15 protein-coding genes and 1 riboswitch are annotated in these 17,876 nt (G+C 33.9%); of the genes, 6 read left to right on the top strand and 9 right to left on the bottom strand.

All coding sequences use genetic code 11. The features are described 5' to 3' along the window. Window positions 1-6: 6 nt before the first annotated feature. The 5 genes from thrA to AC2DZ0_RS00665 form a co-directional block, all read right to left on the bottom strand. Window positions 7-2,427 carry a bifunctional aspartate kinase/homoserine dehydrogenase I gene (gene thrA / locus AC2DZ0_RS00685; RefSeq protein ID WP_484643038.1) on the bottom strand — a complete coding sequence of 807 codons (2,421 nt, stop codon included), beginning with the start codon at window positions 2,425-2,427 and terminating at the stop codon, window positions 7-9. A gap of 47 nt (window positions 2,428-2,474) precedes the next feature. Beyond that, on the bottom strand, window positions 2,475-3,449 hold the full coding sequence (locus AC2DZ0_RS00680; protein WP_484643037.1) for an alpha/beta fold hydrolase: 975 nt from the start codon (window positions 3,447-3,449) through the stop codon (window positions 2,475-2,477). Between the two features lie 98 nt (window positions 3,450-3,547). Further along, window positions 3,548-3,658: riboswitch (SAM riboswitch) on the bottom strand. Window positions 3,659-3,755: 97 nt separating this feature from the next. Beyond that, complete coding sequence (locus tag AC2DZ0_RS00675) at window positions 3,756-4,040, bottom strand: DUF2752 domain-containing protein (RefSeq protein WP_484643035.1); 285 nt, start codon at window positions 4,038-4,040, stop codon at window positions 3,756-3,758. Window positions 4,041-4,059: 19 nt separating this feature from the next. Next, window positions 4,060-4,398, bottom strand: coding sequence for a TM2 domain-containing protein (locus tag AC2DZ0_RS00670; protein WP_484491101.1), 339 nt, complete (start codon window positions 4,396-4,398; stop codon window positions 4,060-4,062). Between the two features lie 63 nt (window positions 4,399-4,461). Continuing rightward, window positions 4,462-5,736, bottom strand: coding sequence for an O-acetylhomoserine aminocarboxypropyltransferase/cysteine synthase family protein (locus tag AC2DZ0_RS00665; RefSeq protein ID WP_484643033.1), 1,275 nt, complete (start codon window positions 5,734-5,736; stop codon window positions 4,462-4,464). A 384-nt stretch (window positions 5,737-6,120) separates the two neighbouring features. Between AC2DZ0_RS00665 and metK the strand changes: the two genes are divergently transcribed. The 4 genes from metK (at window position 6,121) to AC2DZ0_RS00645 (ending at window position 9,025) form a co-directional block, all read left to right on the top strand. Then, a complete protein-coding gene (gene metK, locus AC2DZ0_RS00660; protein WP_484643031.1) occupies window positions 6,121-7,377 on the top strand; it encodes a methionine adenosyltransferase in 1,257 nt (418 codons plus the stop codon). 95 nt (window positions 7,378-7,472) lie between these two features. Next, window positions 7,473-8,081: a uridine kinase gene (gene udk, locus AC2DZ0_RS00655; RefSeq protein WP_484643029.1), complete on the top strand. Its 609-nt coding sequence runs from the start codon at window positions 7,473-7,475 to the stop codon at window positions 8,079-8,081. Window positions 8,082-8,085: 4 nt separating this feature from the next. Then, window positions 8,086-8,403, top strand: coding sequence for an FtsB family cell division protein (locus AC2DZ0_RS00650; RefSeq protein ID WP_484491097.1), 318 nt, complete (start codon window positions 8,086-8,088; stop codon window positions 8,401-8,403). Between the two features lie 7 nt (window positions 8,404-8,410). Beyond that, complete coding sequence (locus AC2DZ0_RS00645; RefSeq protein WP_484491096.1) at window positions 8,411-9,025, top strand: fumarylacetoacetate hydrolase family protein; 615 nt, start codon at window positions 8,411-8,413, stop codon at window positions 9,023-9,025. 54 nt (window positions 9,026-9,079) lie between these two features. On the opposite strand, the gene AC2DZ0_RS00640 is transcribed toward AC2DZ0_RS00645, so the two are convergent. The 3 genes from AC2DZ0_RS00640 to AC2DZ0_RS00630 form a co-directional block, all read right to left on the bottom strand. Beyond that, window positions 9,080-10,033, bottom strand: a complete 954-nt coding sequence (locus AC2DZ0_RS00640) for a glycosyltransferase family 2 protein (RefSeq protein WP_484643027.1) — start codon at window positions 10,031-10,033, stop codon at window positions 9,080-9,082. Between the two features lie 119 nt (window positions 10,034-10,152). Continuing rightward, on the bottom strand, window positions 10,153-10,968 hold the full coding sequence (locus AC2DZ0_RS00635; RefSeq protein WP_484643025.1) for an enoyl-ACP reductase FabI: 816 nt from the start codon (window positions 10,966-10,968) through the stop codon (window positions 10,153-10,155). A 96-nt stretch (window positions 10,969-11,064) separates the two neighbouring features. After that, window positions 11,065-11,367: a DUF4834 family protein gene (locus tag AC2DZ0_RS00630; RefSeq protein WP_484643023.1), complete on the bottom strand. Its 303-nt coding sequence runs from the start codon at window positions 11,365-11,367 to the stop codon at window positions 11,065-11,067. A 75-nt stretch (window positions 11,368-11,442) separates the two neighbouring features. Between AC2DZ0_RS00630 and AC2DZ0_RS00625 the strand changes: the two genes are divergently transcribed. Both AC2DZ0_RS00625 and AC2DZ0_RS00620 read left to right on the top strand, forming a co-directional pair. Further along, a complete protein-coding gene (locus AC2DZ0_RS00625; RefSeq protein ID WP_484643022.1) occupies window positions 11,443-14,235 on the top strand; it encodes a transporter in 2,793 nt (930 codons plus the stop codon). A 2-nt stretch (window positions 14,236-14,237) separates the two neighbouring features. Beyond that, window positions 14,238-14,945: a 16S rRNA (uracil(1498)-N(3))-methyltransferase gene (locus AC2DZ0_RS00620; RefSeq protein ID WP_484643021.1), complete on the top strand. Its 708-nt coding sequence runs from the start codon at window positions 14,238-14,240 to the stop codon at window positions 14,943-14,945. Window positions 14,946-14,952: 7 nt separating this feature from the next. On the opposite strand, the gene AC2DZ0_RS00615 is transcribed toward AC2DZ0_RS00620, so the two are convergent. Then, complete coding sequence (locus AC2DZ0_RS00615; RefSeq protein ID WP_484643019.1) at window positions 14,953-17,868, bottom strand: serine hydrolase domain-containing protein; 2,916 nt, start codon at window positions 17,866-17,868, stop codon at window positions 14,953-14,955. Between the last annotated feature and the right edge of the window lie 8 nt (window positions 17,869-17,876).

Below are 17,876 nucleotides of genomic sequence, written 5' to 3'. Positions count from 1 at the left end.
TTTTATTTACAACCCTCCTTCAGAAAGCCTTAAGATATCACCAAAAACACCTCTTGCCGTAACATGCGCTCCTGCTCCTGCTCCTTGAATTACAATTGGCCTTTCCCCATAAGATTCTGTATAAATCTCAAAAATAGAATCAGCTCCTTTTACTTGCCCTAAAGCAGAATCTGCCGATACAGAAATCAGTTTCACCTCTAAACGCCCCTTATCTTGTGACAAATCACCGTGTAAATCACCAATATACCTCAACACATTTCCAGGTTCTTGTTTTCCCTTCACCTCTTGATAAACAGAATCAAACTGATCTAAATTACTTAAAAAAGTTTCTGTATCTCCTTCTCTTAAAGTTTCTGGTATTAAATTATGAATCTGAACATCAGAAAATTCATTTTTCAAATCCAATTCACGTGCCAAAATCAATAATTTTCTTCCAACGTCATTTCCATTCAAATCCTCTCTTGGGTCTGGCTCTGTAAACCCCTGGTCCTTTGCTCCTTGTAACACTGTACTAAATTTCTCGTCATTCGCAGAGAAATTATTAAACAAATAGCTCAACGTTCCAGAAAACACCCCTTTAATTCTCGTAATATTTTCACCCGAATGGTGCAACATTCGAATGGTATCAATCAAAGGCAAACCAGCACCAACATTTGTTTCGTACAAGTATGTTTTTTTATTACGCTTTAACTCCTCTCTTAATCCTTCGTAAAATTCGTAAGAAATTGTATTTCCTATCTTATTTGAAGAAACTAAATTAAAGCCTTTTTGAACCAATGGAATATAATTTTCAACAAATTGAGCATTGGCTGTATTATCAACAGCTATCAAATTTTCTAAATGATATTCATTTGCAAATGCAGCAACCTCATCTACAGATCTCGCAATTCCATTATTTTCTAATTCTTTTCTCCAATCGTTAGTGATCCCTGTTTCATTTAAAACCACTTTTTTAGAATTCGCTACCGCAAAAACATTTAATTCAACACCACGTCGTTTCAAAATTTTTGCTTTGCTTTCTAGTATTTGATCGACCAGCGTCCCCCCCACTAAACCAACTCCAAAAATAGCGATATTAATTTTTTTAGCAACTCCAAAAATCTCCCCATGAATTACATTCACCGCCTTATGCAAGTTCTTGTTTTTCACAACCAAACAAACATTCCTACCAGCAACTGTATTATTCATTAAAATTGGTTCTATACTATTTCGTATCAAAGCACTGTAAGAACTATTGAAAGAAGCCAGGGTTTTTCCTAATGTTGAAATTATTGCAACATCCTTTTCTACGCCAATTTTAGTAACATCTTTACTTAAAAAATCAAGATTGAATTCATTCGCCAAAGCCTCTCTTGCCTTACGAGCTTGAGTTGCATCTACAACAAAACTAATCCCTCTTTCAGAAGATCCTTGTGAAATAATACTTACACTGATATTATCTTTTTGCAACGCAGTAAACACCCTAGCATCAACCCCTACTTTACCCAAAAGCCCCTTACCTTCAAGATTAATCAAGGCCATGTTTTCTAATACCGAAATGGCTTTAATCCCATCTTTTGAGGCATGATCGTTAGTGATTAATGTTCCTTTACTAGAGGCATCAAACGTATTTAAAATTCTTAATGGAATTCCCTTTTCTGTTAAAGGAATCATTGCCTTTGCATTTAAAATATACGCCCCAAAATTTGCCAATTCATTTGCTTCCTTGAAAGATAAATTTTCAATTTTTCTCGCATTTGGTACCAAATCAGGATTTGCCGTATAAATACCATCTACATGGGTATAATTTTCTAATTCATCCGCACCTAAATAGTTTGCCAATAAAGCTGCAGAGTAATTACTACCATTTCGTCCTAAGGTTGTTGTTTCATTTTCTGTATTAGATGCAATAAACCCTGTTACGATCTGAATTTCAGAAGCATTACAATTCTTAAAAAACTCAACCACATTATACTTCGAAACATCCTCAAGCAACTCTGCTTCTCCAAAAGTAGCATCTGTTTTTAACAACTCTCTAGAATCCACAAAATTTGCATTGATCCCGTTTTTATTTAAAAGAGAAACTACCATTTTAGCAGACAATAACTCTCCATAAGCCAACACTAAATCTTTTATTTTAGGACTATAATCACCCAAAAGATTTACTCCTTCAAAAATCTTCTCAAGAAAAGAAAATTCTTCAGAAAAATCTGCCTTAGGATTTGGCTCTATCTGATACTTTTTGAAATTTTCAAAAGCCTCTTTATAAGAAGTACTTTTTTTAGATTTTTCTAAAAGCTTTTCTAAATCGTTCGTAGAAGTACCTCTTGCTGAAAGTACCACGATACTTTTTTCTTTCTTTTTTATCTTTGAGCTAATGATATCCAAAACACTCTGAAGACCTTGCCCATTTGCTAAAGATTTACCTCCGAATTTAATTACTTTCATGGCTTATATGTATGTCACTTATCAAAGTGAATTCTTACTTTATTAATTTAAAAAACATCTTTCAATAGTTTTTTCAGCTGAGCATCCTCAACCAAAAAACCATCATGTCCGTGTAATGATATTATTTCTTTATAAACACTATCAATCCCTAATTCGTCCAAAATATTTTTAGTTTCAATATTCTCTTGAGGAACAAAAAAGAAATCAGAATCTATCCCAATCTGAATTATTTTTGCTTTGATCAATGGCGCTACTTCTTTAAAACTACCTCTATCTCTAACAATATCCAAAGTAGATAATAAGTGATTCACCATTTTATAAGATTGTAAGTGAAATCTGTTTTCTAACTGAAAACCATGGTGTAACAACCAACTTTCTACATTAGGAATTCCTAAATTTTCATTTACTGTTCTATTGAATTTTTCTTTAAACGAACCTGCCGTTCTATAAAACATCATTGCCATCATTCTAGCATCATGAACCGGTTTCTTGGAGTTTAATAGAATTTGTTCTTGAACTTTATTATGAGCTAAAATCCAATCAGAAGCTTTCCAATCCGACGCCACCACAATTAAGTTATCCGCCAACAAGGGAAATAACACTGCCATTTCCCAAGAAATTCCTCCTCCTAATGAACCTCCTATCAGAGCATGTAACTTTTTCACCTCTAACTGTTGCAAAGCCAACCCAAATAATTGAGCCACATCTCTAGCAGTGAAATCCTTATAATTTTCAATCAAATTATCAGGTTTCTTATCGAAACCATTTCCTGGAATATTAAATGATATGATAGTATACTTATTTGTATCTATTAGATTCCCTTCAGAAATAATTCCTTTCCACCAACCCGAATGAGGACTTGCCACATCAGAATTTCCCGTAAGAGCATGATTTACTAACACAATGGGAGCACTATGTAATTCTTGACCAAAAATTTCATAAGAAAGTTCTAGTTCATCATAGACTACACCTGTCTCGGTAGTAAAATCGACAATAGAATGATATTTTAAACTACTATTCAAAGTATTTCCTTTTTATTAATAACAAATTCACTTACTAATGAAATTTCAAAAGCGTTTCGGAAATGTTATAAAAAAATTAAAGGACTTTACTTAGTCTTTGGTTATCTATCCAAGCATATTGCCAAGGTAGAATTTAGCACCTTCTTTAAAAGAATAAAGGGTTGCTAAGGCTTCACCGGGTCTAATCCCTCTGCCTTTCTTGATAACATTTCAAAAAATATATGAACTACGTTGCAAAAATATGAATTATTTACCAAACTGCAACGTTTCTTTAGTAAATCTATAGTTCTCTTATGCGAACAAAGTTTAATCTGTCATCTGCATCGCATCTACCTTTTTAAAATCTTGATAAACTATATAAAATAATAAAGGGATTACAACAAACACAATAGGATTTGTTTGATAGGCTCCCAAAAAATTTAAGTAAAGTAATTGTATAAAAGCCCTAGTCATGCCACATCCTAAACAAGAAACACCAAAGACACTTTTAAACAAACAAGCTGGCAAAACATCTATTTTTGTAAAAAGATACAATAAAATTGAAACAGCATAATACCCAAAACACAGCATCACAACTTTACGATTTTTCACATAATTGAAAAACCTTTTGTTAATATTTAACCGGAACACCGTCTGCATCCTTAAAACTACCCGTCAATAAAATAATAAAATCAATCAAAACCCAAATACCACAACCTCCTAAAGTTAAAAGTTGAACAACACCAATAGCCGTGTGCCCTGTATAAAACCTATGCGCCCCAAAAACTCCTAAAAACCAACATAAGACCAAAGAAACAATCCATCTTTTTTCTTGTTCTTGACTCGCAGAAGACCTTCCATAAATTACTTCTTGTCTTACACCACATTTTGGGCAAATCTCTGCTTTTCTATTAATAGGCTCTCCACACTCATGGCAGTATTTTTCATTTTCAGTTTTCACAATCTTCATTTTTATGTAATTTACCAAAGACAAATAATTTTGCCCTTGGTAAATTTAAGGAATTCAATTAATTTACAAAGACTTAAATGCATTTTCCAAGTCCGCTTTCAAATCTTCAACAGACTCTAATCCAACAGATAAACGAATCAAATCTTGAGAAACACCAGCTCCAAGCTGTTGCTCTTCACTCAATTGTTGATGTGTAGTACTTGCCGGATGAATAATTAAAGATTTCGTATCTCCAATATTTGCCAACAATGAAAATACCTTGGTGGCATCCGTTACTTTTTTAGATGATTCAAAACCACCTTTTACTCCAAAAGTTACCAAACCACTTTGTCCTTTTGGTAAGTATTTTTTTGCTAAATCATTGTATTTATTTGAGGCAAGTCCTGGATAGTTTACCCATGCAACTTCTTCTCTAGACTCTAACCAGGTTGCAAGTTCTAAAGCATTTTCACTATGTTGCTTTATTCTTACTGGTAACGTTTCTAAACCTTGAATGATTTGAAACGCATTGAAAGGACTCAAAGCTCCTCCAAAATCACGTAAACCTTCTAAGATCAATTTAAATGTAAAAGCAGCAGCTCCCAAAGCCTCACTATAAACCAACCCATGGTAGCCTGCTGAAGGCTCAGTGAATTCTGGGAATTTCCCATTTGTCCAATCAAAAGTACCAGCATCAATAATAGCTCCTCCAAGAGAATTTCCTTGCCCTCCAATATATTTTGTCAATGAATGAATCACCAAGTTAGCTCCATGTTTAATGGGATTTAACAATCCAGGTGTTGCCACTGTATTATCAACAATAAAAGGAACTCCTGCTTCTTTTGAATGTTTAGATATCGCTTCTAAATCAAGCACGTCTAACTTTGGGTTTCCTAAAGACTCCACAAAAAACGCTCTAGTATTGTCTTGTACTGCTTCTTTGAAACTATCCGGATTGGAAGCATCTACAAAAGTTGTTGTAATTCCCAATCGTGGCAATGTAACATTTAACAAAGTAAATGTCCCACCATACAAACTACTTGAAGCTACAATATGATCTCCTGCTCTTAACAAAGTCATTAAGCCAGTTGCTATTGCAGAAGTCCCAGAAGCAAACACAACAGCTCCTATTCCTCCTTCAATAGCCGCCAAACGATCTTGTAAAATTTGATTCGTAGGATTGTTTAGACGTGTGTAAATAAAACCTAATTCTCCTAATGAAAATAAATTTGCAGCATGTTCAGTGTCATTAAACACATAAGATGAAGATTGATAAATTGGAACTGCTCTTGTTCCTTGAGTTAATGTTGTGTCATGTCCTGCATGCAAAGCATTTGTTTCAAATTTGTGTGTGCTCATGGTGATAATTTTTAATAGTTTGTATTAATTTCTAGAACAAAAAAAACCTCTATAGAAAATCTATAGAGGTCTTGAATTTATGTATTATTTTAATTTTACACAATAGCATCCCCTACAGACCGAGATCCGCACATCATTTTAGAACACATATTTAATGTAAAATTCATTTCTTCTTTTTTTGTTACAACAAATGTAGAAACTTTTATTTAAAAAGCAAATATTCATTTCTTTTTATGTAATTTTGCAGTATTAAAAGTAAAGAGGAAAGATTTGACTGATTGCCACCTCGTTAAAAAAGAGCTAAAGCAGGATTCTCAATCTATTTCTTTAGCGGCGCTGGTAATTATTTCTGTTTTTCTCGACTCATAGAAAAATTAAAAAACAATGGCATATTTATTTACGTCCGAATCTGTTTCGGAAGGACACCCTGACAAAGTTGCTGATCAAATTTCAGATGCTTTAATTGATAACTTTATGGCTTTTGATCCAGAATCTAAAGTAGCATGTGAGACTATGGTTACCACTGGACAAGTATTTTTGGCTGGTGAAGTAAAATCTAAAACTTATTTAGATGTTCAAAAAATTGCTAGACAAACTATCAATAAAATAGGATACACGAAAGGAGAATATCAATTTGACGGTAATTCTTGTGGTGTTTTATCTGCGATCCATGAGCAATCTGATGACATCAATCGTGGTATTGACAGAGAGGTTAAAGAAGAACAAGGAGCAGGAGATCAAGGAATGATGTTTGGTTACGCAACCAATGAAACTGATAATTACATGCCTTTGGCTTTGGAATTATCTCATAGGTTGTTGATAGAACTAGCTGCTTTGAGAAGAGAAGGAAATGAGATTCCTTACTTACGTCCAGATGCAAAAAGCCAGGTTACAATTCAATATTCTGATGAAAACAAACCAGAAAGAATTGAGGCTATTGTAGTATCAACTCAACATGATGATTTTGATGCTGATGACGCAAAGATGTTGGCAAAAATTAAATCTGACATCATCAATATTTTGGTTCCTAGAGTTCTTTCTAAACTAAAACCAGAGATTCAAGCCTTATTTGGAGATGATATTAAATATCATATCAATCCAACTGGAAAATTTGTTATCGGTGGACCACATGGAGATACTGGTTTAACTGGTAGAAAAATTATTGTAGATACCTACGGAGGAAAAGGAGCCCACGGTGGAGGAGCTTTCTCTGGAAAAGATCCGAGTAAAGTGGATAGATCTGCGGCATATGCTACAAGACATATTGCTAAAAATCTAGTTGCAGCTGGAGTTGCTGATGAAATTTTAGTACAAGTTTCTTATGCAATTGGTGTGGTAGAGCCGATGGGGATTTTTGTTGAAACATATGGAACCTCTAAAGTTTCTTTATCTGATGGAGAAATAGCAGCAAAATTGAGTACCATTTTTGACATGAGACCGATTGCCATTGAAGAAAGATTAAAACTAAGAAATCCTATTTATTTGGAAACTGCAGCTTATGGGCATATGGGAAGAACTCCTGAAGTTAAAACCGTAAGATATGAATCTCCAAATGGTGAAGTTGTTGAGAAAGAAATTGAAACTTTCACTTGGGAAAAACTTGATTACACTGAAAAAGTAAAAGAAGCTTTCGGATTATAAAAACCGAAATTACATAGAACATCAAGCGCCTCTAAATTCAGTTTTAGAGGCGCTTTTTATTTCTAAGATTTTTCTAAATTTGTAAAAAAACAAAGATGTTTATTATCGGAATCACCGGAGGTACTGCAAGTGGAAAATCTACTCTAGTTGAAAAAGCAATCTCCCATTTTAATAAAAATGATATTGGAGTTATTTCTCAGGATTCTTATTACAAATCAACTGATGCACTGACACACGAACAAAGAATCGCAATTAACTTTGACCATCCAGATGCCATTGATTTTGATTTATTGGTTGAGCAACTCATTTCCTTAAAAAACAACATTCCTATTCAACAACCAGTTTATTCTTTCCACACTCACAACAGAATGAAAGAATGCAAAAGTTTTCTGCCAAAAAAAATTGTAATAGTTGAAGGTATTTTGATATTTAACGATAAAAGATTATTAGATTTGTTTGATTTAAAAATTTTTATTGATGCAGATGCGGATGAAAGACTGATGCGAAGAATCCTTAGAGATAATAAAGAAAGAGGAAGAGACACTCAAGAAGTTATTCATAGATATCGATCGACTTTAAAACCAATGCATAATCTGTACATTGAACCGAATAAAAAACATGCTGATTTAATTTTTAATAATACAGAAATAAGCACGAATAATTTAGAGGAACTGACTGAGATAATAAAAAAAAGACTAGCGTAATTTCATGAAACTAATAAAAAAGATACAGCAAAATAAAACTTTAAAAATCTTAACGAATAGCTATGTTTTGATTTTAATAGTTTTCTGTACATGGATGCTTTTTTTTGACGAAAACTCATATTTAAATCACAGAGAATACAATCAAGAAATAGAAGAATTAAAAAACTCAATAGAGTTTTATAAAAAAGAAATTGAGCATAACAAAAAAATGATTGAGGCCTTGAACGACCCAGAACAATTAGAAAAATATGCCAGAGAAATTTACAGAATAAAAAAAGAAGATGAAACTTTATACCTTATAGAGTTTGACACAATTAAATAAAGAAAAAATGAAAATACTTGGTATTGGTAAAAACTACGTAAACAATCTTGAAGAGATAGATGCTCTTAAAAACGGAACTCAAATTATTTTCTCTAAACCAGAATCTAGTTTGGTTTTAGACAACAACGATGTTGAATATCCTTCCTTTACAGATCAATTAATTTATGAACTAGAATTAGTTGTAAAAATTGGAAAAGAAGGAAAAAACATTGCTGAAGCGGATGCAGAATCATACATTTCTGAAATAGGTTTAGGAATTGATTATACCGCAAAAGACATTTTAACGACTTATAGAGATGTTAAAGGACCATGGGATTTAGCTAAAGGTTTTGATGGAGCTGCTCCTATTTCAAAATTCTATCCTATTGAAAAATTTGAGGATTTGTCAAACATCAATTTTGATCTAAAAATCAACGGAGAGCAAAAACAAATTGGAAACACATCCAAAATGATTTACAATTTCAAAGAAATTATTGCCTATGTCTCTAAATTTATGACTTTAGAGCCTGGAGATCTAATTTTCACAGGAACTCCTGCCACTGGAGCTGGTAAAAATGTAAAAGGTGATCATTTACAAGGTTCATTAGAAGGTGAACTCTTGATAGATTATAAATTAATCTAATTCTTTTAGAATGTATATTTCACAAACCTTGATATCCGGAAGATTGTCAAGGTTTTATTTTTTTTGAAAGTATGATTTTAAAAAACCAGTCCCATAACCATAAAACTGAACACTTGTAGCCACAACCGCTAACAAACCTACTTTCAAACTCCCTTCAACTATCATTGCATGAATTGCTAAGATTATAAAATACCCTATATAAAGTAGCAAACCCAAACTTATATTAAAGGCTGCTCCAAGCATAGAAATCATAAACCCAATAAAAAAAAGACTTGGGAACCAATACGTGATTTTTGCCGTTCCAGGAAAACGCTTGTTTAAAAAAGGCCTTGCTTTCCCAAAGGCATTTGTTTGCTTGTAAAATTGAGAAAAATCAACCCTTCGTTTATGGTAAACAAAAGCAGTATCGATCAACTGTGTTTCAAACCCCTCTTTCCATAATCTAAAAGTCAAATCTATATCCTCTCCAATCTTTAAATCCGAAAAACCTTGAGTTTTTTCAAAAGCAGCTTTGGAGATTCCTAAATTAAAACTTCTCGGTTGAAATTTCCCTACTCCTTTTTTCTTTCCACGAATTCCTCCCGTAGTCATTAATGAGGTCATTGAGTAATTTATTGCTTTCTGAATATCAGAAAAACTCTCATGTGCCGCATCAGGTCCGCCAAAAGCATCTGTAAACTTTAAACGTAATTGAGTATCGACTGCGTTTAAATACCCATCGGGAATCAAACAATCGGAATCAAAAATTATAAAATAATTCCCCTTGGCTTTTTGCATCCCATAATTTCTACTTTTTCCAGCACCCTGATTCTCCGTTAAAAAATACTGAATGTTCAAATATTGTTTAAAATGCGATACAATACTCTCACAGGTATTTGGAGAACCATCTTCTACGATCACCACTTCAAAAGAAAAATCTCCTTTCATCTTGGTCAAACTTTCCAACAACTCTTGTACCTCATCAGGACGATTGTAAACAGGAATAATAATAGAGTATTGTAAATTCATTTTATAAAATATGGAAGCCAAATATACTAAAGAAAACCATCTCTTTAGAAATTACTTTTGAAACAAAAAAAAAATGCAAGCGAAAGCGCTTGCATTTTAATATTTGAATCTTGAAAATCTTATTTTTCTTCTGTAAACTCAGACATTACAGCTGTACTCACCCCCATGTTAGAGAATCCTCCATCATGGAATAAGTTTTGTAAAGTTACTTTTTTAGTCAAATCAGAAAATAATGAAATCGTATAGTCAGCACATTCCAATGCAGTTGCATTTCCTAAAGGAGACATTTTTTCAGCATAATTGATAAATCCGTCAAATCCTTTCACACCGCTACCTGCAGTAGTCATCGTTGGAGACTGAGAAACTGTATTAACTCTCACTTTATGATCTCTTCCAAAGAAATAACCAAAACTACGAGCAATAGACTCTAAATATGCTTTATTATCAGCCATATCATTGTAATCAGGAAATACTCTTTGTGCAGCCATATAAGTCAAGGCAACTATAGACCCCCACTCACTCATTGCTTCTTTTTTGTAAAGAACATTCATAACTCTATGGAAAGAAAGCGCAGAAATATCAAAACCTTTATGCGTAAAATCATAATTTGATTCCGTATAGTGTTTTCCTTTTCTTACGTTCAAAGACATTCCAATAGAATGCAAAACAAAATCAATTTTACCTCCAAGTATTTCAACAGATTTCTCTACCAAATTTTCAAGGTCTTCCATTGAAGTTGCATCAGCAGGAATCACTTGAGAACCTGTTTTCTCAGCCAACTCATTAATTGTTCCCATTCTCATTGCAATCGGTGCATTGGTCAAAACAAATGTCGCTCCTTCTTCATGAGCTCTCTCAGCAACCTTCCAAGCAATTGAATTTGAATCTAATGCTCCAAAAATAATACCTCTTTTTCCTTTTAATAAATTATACATAAATATAAAATTGAATGTTTTTTAATTTTTTTTGTGTGGCAAATATACTAAAGATTGACAAATAAAGTTTTTCTCATTTAAAAAAACAAAAAACAACTACTCAACCTCTTCATAATCAACATAATCCCCTACATTTTTAGATTGACTGGTACGGTTAGTTTGAGGCTTCTTATCAATAATAGTTTCACCTACTTTCACGTCTGACTGTCCGTTCGTAAAACCTGAACTTCTCTGTTGCGCTCTTTCTTGCGCCTTATCAACCGCTTTTTTCAATACGATAGGCAACACATATTTGGCTATAAACTTCATAGCATAAATCACTAACAATATGATTGCTATGGTTCTTAAAAAGGTAATAAAACCTGCTTCTTGTATCATTAAAACTATAATTTCTTTCAAAAATAACAATTTAAGAGGAACTGAACCGTTGCTATTCATAAAATCTTATATTTGACAAAAATTTTCAACCTAATAATGATTAAGAATGCCTGGCTCTTTTTATTGCTTTTATGCTCTTATACGGCATTTTCCCAATATACCGATGTCATAAACTCTAGTCGTCCAGGTTTTGCTGAAACTCCTTACGCTATAGGTACAGGTGTAACTCAGTTAGAAGCAGGGTATCAATACGGATCCTCTGATGTTTTTTCTCAAAACACTATTCTTAAATCAAACATTTTTAATCAAACATTACGTTTTGGTGTTCTATCTGAAAGACTAGAATTCAATATTCAATTTACACAAGAGATAGATAAACTTATTTCAAAAAGCACCAACGGTTATGGCAGTAGCTTAGGTGCCACTTTTGGCGGTGGTGTCAAATATTTAATTTTAGATGCCAAAGTAAAAAACCGTGACCATGAAATACGCAGTTGGAAAAAAAGAACCGGATTTCATTGGTCGATGGTTGTACCTTCCATTGCAATCAATGCTTCTGCTAACGCGGGTATGAATCCGCGTTTTACAGAAAATGCGAATATCACTTTAGACGATCCCCTATCTCTTTTAGATATCAATACAATTAAAGCATCCTTAAACCCTAGTGGTAACTTTAAAGTTGGCCTGCTCTTACAGAATCATATAAAAAACTCTTGGGTTGTCGCCAGTAATTTCTCCTATGAAAGAAGATTTTTTAATGATTTTAACGATACTAACATATACAATATAATTGTAGCAGGGACCTATAGTCCTAATAAAGACTGGTCTTTCTTTGCTGAAAGCAAAAATGTTTTTAATATTTATCAAAACAACTTCGACCTAAGATCGGGAGTAGTTTACTTAGTCAATAAAAATCTACAAATTGATGCCTCTATAAATGGTAATATTGGGAACAATTTTAACAGTTCTGGGGCTTCGGTTGGATTTTCTTGGAGATTAGATGAACATATTGATAAACCAAGAAAAATAAAAAAGGCTACAAAAGACACCATACAAGGTCCAAGTTTTATAAAACGTGCAGGGCAAAGCACTAAGGAGTTTTTTATTGTTGCAGGAATCTCAATTGGCACTTTCTTTAGTAATGTTGGAACAGACATTAGCATTTTCACGCAAAACCTTTTCCTTTCCAAAGAAAATCATCTAGAAAAAAGAGAAAGAACAGCCAAAAAAGAGAAAGCAATCCAACCTAAAGAAGAAGAAGAACCATTACCCGAACCTAAAAAACCTAAACGAGGAAGGTTACTAAATCGGGAAATAGAAGACTTTAAATCAGGGAAAACTTTTGAAGAAGAGAGAAAAAAACAAGAGAAATTATTAGCAAAAGAAAATAAAGCCAAAGAAAAAGCTGAAAAAGACCGTCTAGCGGCGGAGGAGAAAGTTCGAAAAGCAGAAGAAAAAGCGGAGAAAGAAAGAATTGCTGCGGAGAACAAAGCTGAACAAGAAAGAATCGCGGAAGAAAAACGTTTGGCAGAAGAAAAAGCAGAGAAAGAAAGAGTTGCTGCGGAGAACAAAGCTGAAGAAGAAAGAATCGCAGAAGAAAAACGTTTGACAGAAGAGAAAGCAGAGAATGAAAGAATTGCTGCTGAGAACAAAGCTGAAGACGCGAAGATTGCAGAAGAAAAACGTTTAGCTGAAGAAAAAGCGGAGAAAGAAAGAATTGCTGCGCAGAACAAAGCTGAAGAAGAAAGAATCGCGGAAGAAAAACGTTTAGCTGAAGAAAAAGAGGAGAAAGAAAGAATTGCTGCGCAGAACAAAGCTGAAGAAGAAAGAATCGCGGAAGAAAAACGTTTAGCTGAAGAAAAAGAGGAGAAAGAAAGAATTGCTGCGGAGAAAAAGGCTGAAGAAGAAAGAATCGCGGAAGAAAAACGTTTGGCAGAAGAGAAAGCAGAGAAAGAAAGAGTTGCTGCGCAGAACAAAGCTGAAGAAGAAAGAATCGCGGAAGAAAAACGTTTAGCTGAAGAAAAAGCAGAAAAAGAAAGAGTTGCTGCGCAGAACAAAGCTGAAGAAGAAAGAATCGCGGAAGAAAAACGTTTAGCTGAAGAAAAAGCGGAGAAAGAAAGAATTGCTGCGGAGAACAAAGCTGAAGAAGAAAGAATCTCGGAAGAAAAACGTTTGGCAGAAGAGAAAGCAGAGAAAGAAAGAATTGCTGCAGAGAAGAAGGCTGAACAAGAAAGAATCGCGGAAGAGAAACGTTTGGCAGAAGAGAAAGCAGAGAAAGAAAGAGTTGCTGCAGAGAAGAAGGCTGAAGAAGAAAGAATCGCAGAAGAAAAACGTTTGGCAGAAGAGAAAGCAGAGAAAGAAAGAATTGCTGCGGAGAAGAAGGCTGAAGAAGAAAGAATCGCAGAAGAAAAACGTTTGGCAGAAGAGAAAGCAGAGAAAGAAAGAATTGCAGAAGAAAAACGTTTGACAGAAGAGAAAGCAGAGAAAGAAAGAATCGCAGAAGAAAAACGTTTAGCAGAAGAGAAAGCAGAGAAAGAAAGAATTGCTGCGGAGAAGAAAGCTGAGGAAGAAAGAATCGCGGAAGAAAAACGTTTAGCAAAAGAGAAAGCAGAGAAAGAAAGAATTGCTGCGGAGAAGAAAGCTGAGGAAGAAAAACGTTTGGCAGAAGAGAAAGCAGAGAAAGAAAGAATTGCTGCGGAGAAGAAGGCTGAAGAAGAAAGAAAAGCTTTAGAAAAAGCCGAAAAAGAAAAACAAAAAGCATTAAAAAAGGCTGAAAAAGAGAGAAAGAAACTCGAGAAAAAAGAAAAAGAAGCAGCCCGCTTATTAAAAGAAAAACAGGAAAAACAACAAGAATTAATGCGTAGAATTGACGCGCAATCAGGCTTTTAATTATGCAATTATTTTACAACAAAAACTTGAACGGCACCTCAGAACAATTCACTTTTGACAAAGCAGAAAGTAGACATATTATCCGTGTACTTCGAAAAACAGAAGGAGATAAAGTTCAAATTACAAATGGAAAAGGAATTCTTTTTACCGGAGAGATCTCTGTTGCCAGTGATAAAAAATGTGTTGTCAACATTTTGAATTATGATCTAAAAGAGAAAGCATGGAATTATAATTTACATATAGCAGTTGCTCCCACCAAATTGAATGATCGTATAGAATGGTTTTTAGAAAAGGCAACAGAAATTGGAATTGATGAAATTACACCTATCATTTGCAAACACTCTGAAAGAAAAGTTGTAAAAAAAGAAAGACTTGAAAAAATAGTTTTATCGGGAATGAAGCAGTCTTTAAAATTTCATTTACCCAAAATAAATGAAGCAGTCACTTTCAAACAATTTATTGCAACTAAGCCAACAGGAGATTTATTTATAGCGCACTGCGAAGAACAGGAGAAAAAATCTTTTAAAACTGAAATCACTCCAAACACAGATATTACTATTTTAATTGGACCTGAAGGGGACTTCGCTCCTTCCGAAATAGAAACTGCACTAAACAACAATTATACTCCTGTTACTTTAGGAAACAGCCGTCTCAGAACTGAAACTGCCGCATTAGTAGCATGTCACTCGGTTGCGTTTGTAAATGAATAAGAGCTAACTAATCAATTATAGCATCCACAACAAATTGCTGAATTTTCGTTCTAATATCCTCTTCTCCTAACGTATTATTCTCCATAGATGGATAAGTTCTATTAGACAAGAAAATATACATCAGTCCCGTATCCGGATCTGCCCAAGCGTAGGTTCCCGTAAATCCGCTATGTCCAAAACTATTAGCAGACACGCAACCGCAGGTGTTTTTTACTTCTGGATTCAATTGAGGTTTATCAAAACCTAATCCGCGTCTAACTGAATCCTGCTCATAATACCTCGTATTAAATTTCTCCATCGTTTTTGACTTGAAATATCGATGTCCACCATAATATCCTTTTTGCAAAAATAATTGCATCATTTTTGCCACATCATTCGCATTTGCAAATAAACCAGCATTTCCTGACACGCCTCCCATCATGGCTGCTCCCATATCATGTACCGTTCCTTGCAATACCTGATGCCTAAAATAAGTATCTATCTCAGAGGGAATAATTCTATTTTTATCAAATTCATTAAGTACGTTAAACCTAAGAGTCTCTGCCCCTAAGGGTGCATAAAACTCCTTTGTCAAAAGTTCATCCATCCCTAAACCAAGTTCTTCCTCCATATATTTTTTAAAAATATAAAATGGCAATCCACTGTATTTATACCCTGGTTTTTCACGTTGCTCAACAGATACAATATTCGCATATATGCTATCCTTGAAATCCGTTCTTAAAAATAAGTTTTCCGCAACTTTAATAGAATAATCCCCATTTGGACTACTACTATAATATTTCGGTAAAGGAGTATGCGTTACACTATCTAACGTTTCTAGGTAAAATGGAATCCATGCTTTCAACCTTGCTGTATGTGAAAACATTTCCTTTACTGTCAAAGTATCCTTATTACTTCCTGCGTATTCAGGTAATATATCACCCAATTGATCCTCTAAAGCAAACATTCCGTCTTCTTCTCCTTTCATGATGAGTGGTACTCCTCCAAGAATTTTAGTCAAAGAGGCTAAATCATAGATATCGGTATCCAATACAGGCTTACGCTTCTCATAGGTATGATAACCGTAACTCTTCTGGTAAATCACTTTTCCATATCTTGCAACTAAAATTTGTGCACCTGGAGTCATTTTTTCATCAATTGCATACTGAATCAAACTATCAACTTTAGAAAATGAAGGACCTTGCATACCCACAGACTCAGGTTTTCCATAGGTCAATCTCATCAGGTTAGTAGATTTCTTCCCTGAACCTACTTTAAAAACACTTCCAATAGATACTGGTAACTTTCCACGAGTTTCCATGGCGCCAAATATCATTTGAGCTGCTATTTCTTGAGCATAAATACTGTTTTGATATCCTACAAGAACAGATTCTATATTTTCAAAAGAATATACCTCCAACAGCGCGTAAGGACTTGAGAACACACTCAACAAGATCTCATTTTGCGCTGCTATCTTATCTAGTTCAACTAATTCTTTATTCAAAAATTTAAAACTTTTCCAAGGATTGCTATTTGATTTATGATACCCAACAATTACCCTTGAATATTTTTTTAATTCTTCTAAATAAGTTCCTTGTTCATCATACTTCACTTCTGTAATATGGGTGTACTTTTTAAGCATTTTAATAAAATGCTCATTGGGTCCATCTCCCAACTTGACATAAGCTATCTCAGCACTTTCTAAATCCTTTATCGGAAAGATTCCTTTATCGTTTTTCAATAAAGTTATAGAATTTTCAACCAACTTAGCATGCAACAAAGAATCTTGAACAGTATTTAAATCTTCATTTAAATTTTCTAAAGCCACCGGTTTGTATTCATTTAAACCTGCCCAATATTTTGCTTTCAATATCTTTTTTACAGAATAATCTAGTCTTTGATTAGTAATCTGCCCTGTATTTAGGGCTCTTTTAATTTTCTTTACTGCCGCTCCAACATTTTCTGGAATCAATAGCATGTCATTTCCAGCCATAAATGCAGCCAAATCAATATCTCCAGGTTTGGCATAATTAGCGGCACCTTTCATATTCAAAGCATCTGTAAAAATCAACCCATTAAACCCCATCTTTTCTTTCAATAAATTTGTAATAACCTTATATGAAATAGAAGTTGGAATCTCAGGATTCGGTTCTAATGCAGGTACGCTTAAATGCGCTACCATGACACTAGATAATCCTGTGTCAAAAATTTTAGTGTAAGGATATAACTCTACGGATTCTAATCTATTTATATCAAAAAGTAATTGAGGCAACGTTTTATGAGAATCTGAAGCCGTATCTCCATGTCCAGGAAAATGTTTCGCATTTGCCAATACACGTTCGCCTTGCATCCCTTTTATAAAAGCGGAAGCTTTTCTTGTTACATTGTATTTATCTTCTCCAAAAGAACGATTTCCAATAATAGGATTTTCTGGATTCGTATTGATATCAACAACAGGAGCAAAATTAATATGAATTCCTAATCGTTTACAATGAACTCCTAATCGCTCACCAAACTGCTCAATCAATTGATCATTTTGAATAGCACCCAAAGTCATGTTCCAAGGATAACGAAATGTCTTTTTCAAACGCATATCCAATCCCCATTCACCATCAAACCCAATTAATAAAGGTATTTTAGATTTCGCTTGATAATAATTATTTAGTTCTGCCTGTTTTTCAGGAGTTCCTTGCATAAAAATTAAACCACCAATATGATATTTTTTTATCTCCGACTCAATAAATTTTCTATGTTTTAAATCTTTATTAGAATAGGCTTGAATCATGAATAATTGGCCAATTTTTTCATCTAAAGACATAGAGTTCATCTTTTTCTCCACCCATATACGCTGTGCTTCAGAATCTTTTGTCAATAACGGATCAAGCTGTTGTGCATAACTTAAAAAAAGTCCACAACAGTAAAAAAAAATAAATTTTAGCTTCATATAAAACA

This window comes from Flavicella sp. IMCC45668, from assembly GCF_057219105.1.
This window is presented reverse-complemented; position numbering and strand designations above follow the sequence as displayed.

Coding starts and splice junctions, on each gene's coding strand:
- metK (WP_484643031.1), top strand. CDS start 6,121: ATGGCATATTTATTTACGTCCGAATCTGTTTCGGAAGGACACCCTGAC.
- AC2DZ0_RS00670 (WP_484491101.1), bottom strand. CDS start 4,398: ATGAAGATTGTGAAAACTGAAAATGAAAAATACTGCCATGAGTGTGGA.
- AC2DZ0_RS00650 (WP_484491097.1), top strand. CDS start 8,086: ATGAAACTAATAAAAAAGATACAGCAAAATAAAACTTTAAAAATCTTA.
- AC2DZ0_RS00615 (WP_484643019.1), bottom strand. CDS start 17,868: ATGAAGCTAAAATTTATTTTTTTTTACTGTTGTGGACTTTTTTTAAGT.
- udk (WP_484643029.1), top strand. CDS start 7,473: ATGTTTATTATCGGAATCACCGGAGGTACTGCAAGTGGAAAATCTACT.
- AC2DZ0_RS00640 (WP_484643027.1), bottom strand. CDS start 10,033: ATGAATTTACAATACTCTATTATTATTCCTGTTTACAATCGTCCTGAT.
- thrA (WP_484643038.1), bottom strand. CDS start 2,427: ATGAAAGTAATTAAATTCGGAGGTAAATCTTTAGCAAATGGGCAAGGT.
- AC2DZ0_RS00665 (WP_484643033.1), bottom strand. CDS start 5,736: ATGAGCACACACAAATTTGAAACAAATGCTTTGCATGCAGGACATGAC.
- AC2DZ0_RS00625 (WP_484643022.1), top strand. CDS start 11,443: ATGATTAAGAATGCCTGGCTCTTTTTATTGCTTTTATGCTCTTATACG.
- AC2DZ0_RS00645 (WP_484491096.1), top strand. CDS start 8,411: ATGAAAATACTTGGTATTGGTAAAAACTACGTAAACAATCTTGAAGAG.
- AC2DZ0_RS00635 (WP_484643025.1), bottom strand. CDS start 10,968: ATGTATAATTTATTAAAAGGAAAAAGAGGTATTATTTTTGGAGCATTA.
- AC2DZ0_RS00620 (WP_484643021.1), top strand. CDS start 14,238: ATGCAATTATTTTACAACAAAAACTTGAACGGCACCTCAGAACAATTC.